This is a genomic window from Comamonas sp. HJ-2 (genome assembly GCF_053615495.1).
This window is the reverse complement of sequence record NZ_JBSIFD010000025.1, coordinates 66,534-76,087: the sequence shown is the minus strand read 5'-3', so window position 1 is coordinate 76,087 and position 9,554 is coordinate 66,534. Positions and strand designations below refer to the sequence as shown.

Here is a 9,554-nt window from a genome sequence, read left to right as displayed (position 1 = left end):
ACTTAACCCGACCCCAGCTCGTCTCTCTCATCTCCCGAGCCTACCTCAGCTGCGACCGGCATTTGTGCAACAACGCCCATTGCCGAGAGCTGGCAGAGCGATCTGCAGCTGCTGGAAGATGCGCTGCAAAAGACGGTGTTTGAGGAGTGCGGCGCCACACAGGAGCGCTCCGTGGGCTGGGTGCCGCCGCGCGGCGAGCAGCACGGTCCTCTGGTTGAGTCCGTGGCCGGTCAATGGGTCATGCGCTTCATGACCGAGGCCAAGGTGCTGCCGGCCAGCGTGCTCAATCGCAGGGTCAATGAGAAGGCCGAGCACATTGAAAAGACCGAAGGCCGCAAGCCGGGCAAGAAGGAAAAGCGCGACCTCAAGGACGAGGCCAAGCTGGACCTGCTGCCCATGGCCTTCACCAAGCAGGGCAGCATGTGGGTCTGGATCGATCCCCAGGCGCGCACGCTGGTGCTTGATACCAGCGCCCAGGGCCGCGCCGACGAGGTGGTAACGCTGCTGGTCGAAGGCCTGCCCGGCTTTGCCCTGGCACTGCTGGACACCCAGACCAGCCCACAGGCTGCCATGGCGCATTGGCTGATGACCCAGGAGCCGCCCGCCGGTTTCACCGCGGATCGGGAAACCGAGCTCAAAGCCGCCGACGAATCCAAGGCCGTGGTGCGCTACGCCCGCCACCCGCTGGATATTGATGAGGTGCGCCAGCACATCGAGCACGGCAAGCTGCCCACCAAGCTGGCAATGACCTGGGACGACCGTGTGAGCTTTGTGCTGACCGAAGGCCTGCAGATCAAGAACATCGTGCTGCTGGATGCGGTCATGGACGGTAACAGCCAGGACGATGGCGGCTTTGACACCGATGTGGCGATTGCCACGGGCGAGCTCTCGCGCCTGATTCCCGACCTGATTGAGGCCCTGGGAGGCGAGGGCCGCACCAGCGCCAGCACGACTGGCCCGAAGGCCGCACCGACCGACACCGCGCCCGACGAAAGCCCGTTCTAAGGAGTTCACCATGGCAGCCCAGGAAACACACCCCGGCCTTCTGGCCATTGATCAACAAGCCAAGTTCGTGGTACGACGCAGCCGTGCAAAGGAGCTCCGCGATCAAGCTGCAAGCCTGCGCCGTGAAGCCAAGACCACCAAGCTGAGCGTGGATGCAGCCCAATTGCGGCGCGAAGCCAAACCACTGACCGAAGAGGCCTACGGCCTGGAGCTCGAAGCGAAGGCTTACAAGAAAGAGGTGATAGCGCACACTGCGGCAGCCACGGAGTTACTCAACAAGCGCATGCCCCCCGAGTTCGCAACATGGGGAATCATGAAAACGCGCGCATACACCAAGGTGCTCGGAGTGCTAGTGGCCCAAGACAAACGCATTCACCCCAATCTGCAAGTTGCCACCCAGGCCATTCAGCTGCTTCTGACGCACAACGCCTGGAGCGACAGCCTGCTTCCCCAGCTGGCCGCCATCACCAAAGTGCCGCGAGAGCTGCCCAGTGCCAGCCGCTGACCATCTATTCATAGATTTCCATGAACCGGGCCCAGCGCCCTCATCAATGAATCAGATGAAGATCGCGGCGCGTCAGGAATTGGCTTCGTCTATGAGCTTGTACGCATAAGCCAGCAGTTGATCACTAGCCTCTTTATGACTCGTGCACTGCTTCGAGAAAACGCGCAGCGTGCCGACATTCTTGGTTTCTGCAGTTCCCTCTGCGTAAAAGTGCCCTTCTGCGGGGTTACGCACCTCAAAAATGATGGTTGCGCCTCGATATGTTGTCGAAATTGGGTGCATCTGCTTCTCCTGACAGCAGCATAACTCGGACTCATGCCCGCCCGGTAACAGCCGCGCGGGCTCTCTTTTTTCTGGAGCCCTATGCTTACCCCTCAATTTGTGCTGCCCGTCCACACTGAGCTGGTCGTGGATCTGTTTGCTGGCGGCGGTGGAGCCTCCACCGGTATCGAGCAGGCCATCGGCCGCCATGTCGATATTGCCGTCAACCACGACCCAGAAGCAGTCAGCCTGCACACTGCCAACCATCCGCAAACGCGCCACTTCTGCAGCGATGTGTTTGAGGTGGATCCGCTGGCAGTCACCGACGGGCAGCCGGTGGGCCTGCTCTGGGCCAGTCCGGATTGCAAGCACTTCAGCAAGGCCAAGGGAGGCAAGCCGGTCAGCAAGAAGATTCGCGGCTTGGCATGGGTGGTGATCAAATGGGCCAAGCTGACCCGCCCTCGCGTCATTTGCCTAGAGAACGTCGAGGAATTCCAGACCTGGGGCCCTCTTGGCGTGGACTCGCGGCCGTGCCCTGAACGCAAGGGCCAGACCTTCCAGCGCTGGGTAAGCCAGCTGCGCAACCTGGGCTACAAGGTCGAATGGAAGGAGCTTCGCGCCTGCGACTTCGGAGCGCCGACCATCCGCAAGCGTCTGTTTCTGGTGGCCCGCCGCGATGGCCTGCCCATCAGCTGGCCGCAGCCCACCCATGCCCAGCCCGACGAGAGCGGCAGGGTTGCCAAGGGATTCAAGCCCTGGCGCACCGCTGCCGAGTGCATTGACTGGGGCATTGCCGCACCGTCCATCTTCGAGCGCGAGCGCCCACTGGCCGAAGCCACTTGCAGGCGCATCGCCAAGGGCATTGACCGCTTTGTGGTCAAGACAGCCAAGCCGTTCATCGTGTCTCTGACACACCAGGGCGGCGACCGCACAGAAGCTCTGGGCGAACCATTCAAGACAATCACCGGGGCCAATCGAGGCGAAAAAGCCCTGGCCGTGCCCACGCTGGTGCAAACCGGCTATGGAGAGCGCGCCGGCCAGGCTCCGCGCGTGCCCGGTCTGGACAAACCGTTGGGCACCGTGGTGGGCAGCCCCAAGCATGCCCTCGTGCAGGCCTTCCTGGCCAAGCACTACACGGGCGTGGTCGGCACCGAGCTGAACCACCCCACCGGCACAGTCACCACCAGCGATCACCACAGCTTGGTAACTGCTCACCTGACCAAGTTCCGCGCAGGCAGTGTAGGCTCAGCCGCAGATGAGCCTCTGCATACCGTGACTGCCGGCGGCACGCCCGCCCGGCCCAGCACCGGCAATACCATGGGTTTGGTCACCGCCAACCTGGTGCACCTGGGCCATGGCGAGGGCAAGGACGGAACGAAACGATTCAGCCATGGCATCCGCGATGTGGCCGCGCCGCTCAATACCGTCACCGCCCAAGGCGCGACCGCAGGCTTGGTCACCAGCCACATGGTCAAGCTGCGCAACAACCAGTTCGGCCAGTCACATGAGGAGCCATTCCCAACGCTGACGGCAGGCGGCGGCCATGCCGGCGAAGTCCGGGCCTTCCTGGTGAAGTATTACAGCGAGGGCGGCCAGGACGCGAGCTGCGCAGATCCCATGCACACGATCCCCACCAAGGACCGCATGGGCCTGGTCATGGTCCACGGCGAGCCCTATGCCATCGTGGACATCGGCCTGCGCATGCTCACGCCGCGTGAGCTGTACCGCGCTCAGGGCTTCCCCGAGAGCTACATCATCGACCGCGGCGCCGCCGGTGAGGCCATCACCAAAACCGCTCAGGTCCGTATGTGCGGCAACAGCGTATGCCCGCCCCTCTCGCGCGCCATCGTGGCCGCGAACTACAGCGAAGCAGGCCAGCTCCGAAAAGTCGCCTGACCACCAACACCCCAGCCCGCCGCCGCGGGCTTTTCTCATTCTGGGAGCCACCTATATGCAAGACAACTCAGATCTCATCATCCGTGACTGCTGCGAGGCAGAAGTAGCCGAGTTCGGCCAGCCAGACACCATCTGCATCACTGTCGATTTCCTGCGCGAGATCGTGCAACGACATTTCCCAGGAACATGCCTGCACCAGATTCAGGAGCCAGCCGCGCCAGTGGTGCTGCCTGAGCCTGCAATCGCTGAAGTGATGAAACTGGTTGAGTTGCATCGCCAAGAAATCATCAAGGTCATGGACGATGAAGGCTCTTTAGTGGGTGTGCAGTCTGCTCAAGACGCCATCGAGGCCAAGCTGCGCGCCCTGCTGGCTACTGCTACCGGACTTCCCGCGCAGGCGGCTACAGAAGATGAGCGAGCCGCTTGGTTCGCGTTGGCAATGAACGCAGCGGCATACATTGAAGATGCCGTCGTATGCTTGCGCGACGGTGATGCAAAGCGTGCCGCCACTGGTGCAGCAAAACACGTCCGAGAAAAATGCAATGCGTTGTGGGACTCAGCACCCCAGGCGCAGGCAGACGCGCGGGATGCGGAAATCACATGGCCCAAGGCGCGCGATGTTGGGCGCATCGGAGACATGAGCCAAGTCGCCCACATTCGCGTGGGCTTTGACTCTGACAACGATGTGTTTGTGTCCGTCTGGGACGAGAACGGCGGCGGCAGCATCGAATTCTGCAATCCGGGCGGAGGTGGCGGCGGTCAATCGAGCCGCACTCGCACGGCCCTGATCGCGCTCATGGTGGCGATGGAAGCCGACAACGCCGAGAAGCCTTCGCGCGACTGGTGGGCACAACGCGCCGCTATCGCGGCAGCAAAGGGGGAGTGATGTCCAAAGCACATGACGAGTTCAGCGCGGCATTCGACCGTTTCCTTGATGAGGTCGGGATTGCCGACGCCATGTCGGTTGCAACTGGCATGTTTGTCTCCTTGGTTGTTGGATACCTCAAGCACAAGGGCGAAGACACCAGCAAGCCCATCACCATCAACGGCGGCGATCAGCGCGATGTGACGATTCACCCGCCGAAGTCGGCACAGCGCGCCGCCCAGGCAGCGCAAGGGGGTGAGTGATGGCTGAGAAGGCGAATTTCTACCGCAGCTTTGATGGCATGTGCTGGCCTACTCCTAGCGAGCGCTTGGGCGAGATCGAATGGCGCGCCAGATACGCGACACCGACGCGCTCTGACCTGCTGATGATGGCCTCTGTCCTTGCCGCCTACCAGGAACTGATCGGCATGTCGGCAAAAAAGCGGGACAAGATCATCAAAGAGCTGCGCAAAGGCCCTGGCATCGTTCGGGCAGCAGCCAAGGAAGGAGCAGCTTGATGTTCTTCGACTTGCCCTCAGACAAAACATGCATCCATCCGGAGCACGACCCGCCGACTGGCCTCTACATCCCACCAGGAAAGGGATACCGCCATGTCTGCCCCGCCTGCAAGACGGTCAAAGACGTTATCCCGCCGCAGTATTCGCTCACCCAGAGCGCCAAGCCACAGAAGGATCAGAGCAATTGTGATCCAGTACCGTGGCCACGTGCCGACCCCAAAGCGCTTGCCGCGTTCGATCCTGCGACAAAGGTTTGCAGCCACAACTGTGGGCAGGCCGTGGGCGATCCACGGTCGGAAAACGAATGCAAGTTTCTGTGCGACTTGTGCTGGCGAGTTGGAAAGGAGCAGAGCAAGTGAGCGCCCTTCCCCAACTTTCCCGAACGGGAATGAATCAGCAAAACAGACCGCCTGAACGCACAAATTTCCCGCTCGGGAATATCGATAACCGGAGCCCCGCCACTGAGCGGGGCTCTTCATTTCTGGAGCCCAAATGCCTATCCCAGCAGTTACCCCCGATGACGCAAACGAACTTCACGGATTTATCCAAACCGTCTTGGCCAGTACCAAGGACATGCCATCAAAAATTCTGCTTAACGGCCTTATGAGTGCGTACTTCAGCGCTGCAGTTAATCGGGGCTTCGCAGCAGATGTGCCTGCTGCCCTGCGCTCTGCTGCAGACACTGTAGAGAAGCAGCTCGAGCAAGTCATTACCGCCAAAGCACTGATAGACGCACAAGGCGCGACCATAAATTAACGCCAAGGAGCAACCATGCCAAAAGAAACCGGCTTGATGTTCAAGGCGCCCTTGGTGCGCGCCATCCTGAGCGGCCAGAAGACGCAAACGCGGCGAGTGATAAAGCCGCAGCCACCAGAAGATCGCTTGCACTGCTCGGTTGATTCGCCGGATGCCTTTGTCGCTGCTGGCGAGTGGACATGGTGGGCTGGCAACCTCACCCAGGGCATCTATCACACTGCAACGTTCCCATTTGGCAAGCCAGGCGACCGCATCTATGTGCGCGAGACGTTTGCTCAGCATCCTCAGTTTGCCGACTTGGCCTATCGAGCTGAAGGCGAGGAATTTGAAGATAGTGATGGCGCTCTCTGGGTTCCCAAATGGACACCAGCAATCCACATGCCCAGGAAGCTGGCGCGCATCTGGCTGGAAATCGCCGGCGTGCGCGTGGAGCGCCTGCAGTCCATCAGCCGAGGGGATGCCATGGCAGAAGGATGCCCGTTCCCCAACATGGCCGATGGTGAAGACCCGCGCGATTGGTTTGCCGAGGTGTGGAAGTCCACCGGCGGTGATTGGGACGCGAATCCCTGGCTCTGGGTGATTGACTTCAAGCGCATCGAGAAACCGCGATGACCAGCGCCAGCACCGTGGGCCTGCCAGAAGACGCGGCCTACATAGCCCACCACTTCAACTGCCCCACCTGCTGTGCTGCCGGCCTCTCAGGAGGCAAACAGCAGCGCTGCCCCGATGGCCTGCAGCTCTGGGAGGCCTACACCCAGGCCGTTCGCCCGAAGCAAGACAAACAGCCCCGCAAGCGGCTTTATTAAAGATTGGATGAATATGAGCAAGCAGATCACACTTATGGCATGGGCAGCAGTTAGGTTTGACCCACCGCCCAGTCTCTGGACGCTCAGAAGGATGGCGAGAGAGGGCCGGATTGAGCCAGCACCCGTGAAAGTCGGGAAATCGTATTTCGTGCCTGAAGACGCGCTGCCTGTTGATCCCAACCGCAAGCCGTCCTTACTGGCGCGCATCAAGAAGGGACACTGACATGGCTGCACGCCCGAGAGAAAGAGTCCGCAGGGACTGGCCTGCTGGCCTACGCGAGCCACGCCCTGGCTATTTCACTTGGCGTAATCCTGAAAACGGGAAGGAGCTCGCAATTGGGCGCGTTCCGCTGGCTCAAGCCAAGCGCCAAGTGCTTGAGGCGCTGGATTACTTGGCCGCCGGCAGCCCTACCCTATTAGAGCGAATTACGGGTAAGGAAAAGAGCATTGCGGAATTGCTCGAGCAAATGCCAGTCAGCGAAAAGTACAACACTGCAAAAAGCAATCGCTCACTTGACAAGAAGATCAATGAGGCACTGGGTGGCATTGCCTGCATGGGGCTGACTGTCGCACACTGCGCCAAATTCATTGAGGACGAAATAGCCGCAGGGAAAGCACGCAGTGCGCAGGCGTTGCGCTCAAGACTCATGACGGTGTGCAATCGCGGGCAGCAACTGGGATGGCTGGATTTCAACCCTGTCGAGCCGACCAAAAAGCCGCAAGCCAAAACAACGCGCCAGCGCCTTACCCTGGAGCAGTTCAAAAGCATCCTTGCGGTTGCACCACAGGTCGCGGAATGGCTGCCTGGCGCAATGCTGGTCGCCCTTCTTTCCGGCATGGATCGCGACACCATTGCAGGACTCGAGCGCAAATGCATTGGCCCAGATGCTCTGACCATTCACCGCGCCAAAACTGGCGTGTGGATTGAAATTCCACTGCGCCTACGCATGGATGATATGGGAATGACGCTATCAGATGCTCTGGCCGCTTGCCGTTCAAATGTCGTGAGCCGGTATGTGGTCCATCATCGACGCACCTATCGCGCCGAAGTGAAGGCGGGCAGCGCCGTGCATGTGAACCGTATCACCAAGGCTTTCAAAGAGGCGCGCGAGCTCGCGGGAATCACGGGTGACGACGCGCCAACGTTTCACGAAATCCGCTCGCTCGCAAAGCGCACCTACATGGTCCAAGGCAACGTGGATACCAAGGCTTTGCTGGGCCACACATCGGAAAAAACAGCTGCGATTTATGCTGACCCTCGCGGCGCGGAACCCATCCGCGTCAAGGTCTCATAAGGGCAGTTATCCACAGACCACATTAGGGGACAAATTAGGTGACAATTAGGGTACAACCTTCTGCAGCCCGCGAAAACACTACGTTTCGCGTTCTCATGGTCTGCACCGGAAACATCTGCCGCAGTCCCACTGCCCACGGCGTGCTGGAAAAAATGGTGGCGGATGCGGGTCTTCAGCATCTGGTGCAAGTGGACTCCGCCGGCACGCACGGCTATCACGTAGGGGAGGCTCCCGATGCCCGTAGCCAGCAACATGCGCACCGCCGGGGCTATGACCTCAGCCGACAGCGTGCGCGGCAGCTGACGAAGCAGGATTTCGACGCTTTCGACCTGGTACTGGTGATGGACAGCGCCAACGAAGTCGCTGCGCGCCGCATCGCCACACCCGCCCAGCAGCAGCGCATGAAGCGGCTGACCGACTACTGCCAGCGCTTTGACGAGCGCGAAGTGCCCGATCCCTACTATGGCGGCGACAGCGGCTTCGAGCATGTGCTCGATCTGGTGGAAGATGCCTGCCGAAATCTGCTGCAAAACATCGTCCAGAATCGCCAGACCTGAATGGAGCTCTCCATGGATTTGCCGAAATTCCGACTCAGCCCCAATGCCTATGCACTGGATCTGTTTGCGGCTGAAAGCGGTACCTGCTCCTGCTGTGGCCAGGCGCGTGAGCTCAAGTACAACAGCTCGTTTTACAGCCGCGAAGAGCCGGACTATCTCTGCCCCTGGTGTATTGCCGACGGCAGTGCGGCCAAGCACTATGAGGGCGAATTCAACGACTACCTGGGCATTGAAGGCGTGAGCGCCGATCCCGACGAACCTGACAGCATCGTCATGGATCGCGTGCTGCTGCTGGAAGTCTGCGAACGCACGCCCAGCTATCACAGCTGGCAGCAGGAGCAGTGGCTGGTGCATTGCAACCAGCCCTGTGCCTTTCTTGGCTATACCGATTACGCCGAAATCCAGACCCTGCAGGCCGAGTTGCAAGCCGATATAGCCAACATGCCGGAGCGCTATCTGCAGGCCATCAGCAAGACCGGTGATCCGGTGGGCGGCTACCTGTTTCGCTGCGTGAAGTGCGGCATGCACCGGCTGCACACCGATTGCACCTGAGGCATGAACACGGACATCATGCAGGTGGAGTTCAGCCACCATATCGACGCCAGCGAAGCTGATGCCGAAGGCTTTTACGAGTACTACTACGAGTACGACATCTACCGCTTTACGCTGGGCGGCCTGAGTCTTGTGGTGCGCAGCTATAGCGATACCTGGGAGCAAGCCAGCGTGCTGCGACTGGAAGAAGCCGGCAAGTCACGCCCGCTGCAGCCCAAGGATCTGAAAATGCCTCTTGTCCAACAGGCGCGGGAGCATCTGCAAAGCCTGGGCAAGCAGGAACTGCGCTGGTTCAACCCCAGGCACGCGCGCTACGACCCGCTTTGAGCAAGCCGCTGAAGCGCTCAGGCTACGGCGCACCCACCGCCAGTTCATGGCGGCCGCAGACACCCGGCACCGTAGCGCCCGGAAAATGCAAGCCTTCGGAAAGCGCCTGGCGCAGGGCCTGGCGCTCTTGCCGCGTGGCCCGCATCAGTCGATACATGTCCGCATGGTCGATGAGGCCGGCGGTGCGCAGTCCAGCCCCTAGTTGCCGATCG

At 60.6% G+C, this 9,554-nt stretch carries 15 protein-coding genes; 14 read left to right on the top strand and 1 reads right to left on the bottom strand.

Translation table 11 applies throughout. The features are described from left to right. Window positions 1-60: 60 nt before the first annotated feature. Both ACWGXF_RS19635 and ACWGXF_RS19630 read left to right on the top strand, forming a co-directional pair. The gene (locus ACWGXF_RS19635; protein WP_452102380.1) at window positions 61-1,005 is read left to right on the top strand and encodes a recombination-associated protein RdgC; all 945 of its coding nucleotides are present in this window, start codon (window positions 61-63) and stop codon (window positions 1,003-1,005) included. Between the two features lie 10 nt (window positions 1,006-1,015). After that, on the top strand, window positions 1,016-1,510 hold the full coding sequence (locus tag ACWGXF_RS19630; protein WP_452102379.1) for a hypothetical protein: 495 nt from the start codon (window positions 1,016-1,018) through the stop codon (window positions 1,508-1,510). Window positions 1,511-1,582: 72 nt separating this feature from the next. On the opposite strand, the gene ACWGXF_RS19625 is transcribed toward ACWGXF_RS19630, so the two are convergent. After that, entirely contained in the window at window positions 1,583-1,792 is a 210-nt protein-coding gene (locus ACWGXF_RS19625) for a hypothetical protein (RefSeq protein ID WP_452102378.1), read from the bottom strand. Between the two features lie 81 nt (window positions 1,793-1,873). Here ACWGXF_RS19625 and ACWGXF_RS19620 point away from each other — a divergent pair, with 81 nt between their 5' ends. The 12 genes from ACWGXF_RS19620 (at window position 1,874) to ACWGXF_RS19565 (ending at window position 9,342) form a co-directional block, all read left to right on the top strand. After that, window positions 1,874-3,667, top strand: coding sequence for a DNA cytosine methyltransferase (locus tag ACWGXF_RS19620; protein WP_452102377.1), 1,794 nt, complete (start codon window positions 1,874-1,876; stop codon window positions 3,665-3,667). Window positions 3,668-3,722: 55 nt separating this feature from the next. Next, window positions 3,723-4,553 carry a hypothetical protein gene (locus tag ACWGXF_RS19615; RefSeq protein ID WP_452102376.1) on the top strand — a complete coding sequence of 277 codons (831 nt, stop codon included), beginning with the start codon at window positions 3,723-3,725 and terminating at the stop codon, window positions 4,551-4,553. Continuing rightward, on the top strand, window positions 4,553-4,795 hold the full coding sequence (locus tag ACWGXF_RS19610) for a hypothetical protein (RefSeq protein ID WP_452102375.1): 243 nt from the start codon (window positions 4,553-4,555) through the stop codon (window positions 4,793-4,795). Before ACWGXF_RS19615 ends, ACWGXF_RS19610 begins: the two co-directional genes overlap by 1 nt. Beyond that, the gene (locus ACWGXF_RS19605; protein ID WP_059440924.1) at window positions 4,795-5,049 is read left to right on the top strand and encodes a hypothetical protein; all 255 of its coding nucleotides are present in this window, start codon (window positions 4,795-4,797) and stop codon (window positions 5,047-5,049) included. Before ACWGXF_RS19610 ends, ACWGXF_RS19605 begins: the two co-directional genes overlap by 1 nt. A 492-nt stretch (window positions 5,050-5,541) precedes the next feature. After that, window positions 5,542-5,805, top strand: a complete 264-nt coding sequence (locus ACWGXF_RS19600) for a hypothetical protein (RefSeq protein ID WP_275054213.1) — start codon at window positions 5,542-5,544, stop codon at window positions 5,803-5,805. A 15-nt stretch (window positions 5,806-5,820) separates the two neighbouring features. Further along, window positions 5,821-6,417, top strand: coding sequence for a hypothetical protein (locus ACWGXF_RS19595; RefSeq protein WP_452102374.1), 597 nt, complete (start codon window positions 5,821-5,823; stop codon window positions 6,415-6,417). After that, window positions 6,414-6,611, top strand: coding sequence for a hypothetical protein (locus ACWGXF_RS19590; RefSeq protein WP_452102381.1), 198 nt, complete (start codon window positions 6,414-6,416; stop codon window positions 6,609-6,611). Before ACWGXF_RS19595 ends, ACWGXF_RS19590 begins: the two co-directional genes overlap by 4 nt. Beyond that, the gene (locus ACWGXF_RS19585; protein ID WP_452102373.1) at window positions 6,532-6,834 is read left to right on the top strand and encodes an excisionase; all 303 of its coding nucleotides are present in this window, start codon (window positions 6,532-6,534) and stop codon (window positions 6,832-6,834) included. The genes ACWGXF_RS19590 and ACWGXF_RS19585 overlap by 80 nt, the downstream gene beginning before the upstream one ends. Before the next feature lies 1 nt (window position 6,835). Continuing rightward, on the top strand, window positions 6,836-7,906 hold the full coding sequence (locus ACWGXF_RS19580) for a tyrosine-type recombinase/integrase (RefSeq protein ID WP_452102372.1): 1,071 nt from the start codon (window positions 6,836-6,838) through the stop codon (window positions 7,904-7,906). A gap of 95 nt (window positions 7,907-8,001) precedes the next feature. Next, a complete protein-coding gene (locus tag ACWGXF_RS19575) occupies window positions 8,002-8,463 on the top strand; it encodes a low molecular weight protein-tyrosine-phosphatase (protein WP_041744649.1) in 462 nt (153 codons plus the stop codon). A 12-nt stretch (window positions 8,464-8,475) separates the two neighbouring features. Beyond that, a complete protein-coding gene (locus ACWGXF_RS19570) occupies window positions 8,476-9,015 on the top strand; it encodes a CbrC family protein (RefSeq protein WP_012839616.1) in 540 nt (179 codons plus the stop codon). A 3-nt stretch (window positions 9,016-9,018) separates the two neighbouring features. After that, a complete protein-coding gene (locus tag ACWGXF_RS19565) occupies window positions 9,019-9,342 on the top strand; it encodes a hypothetical protein (protein WP_003065880.1) in 324 nt (107 codons plus the stop codon). Window positions 9,343-9,554: the final 212 nt, after the last annotated feature.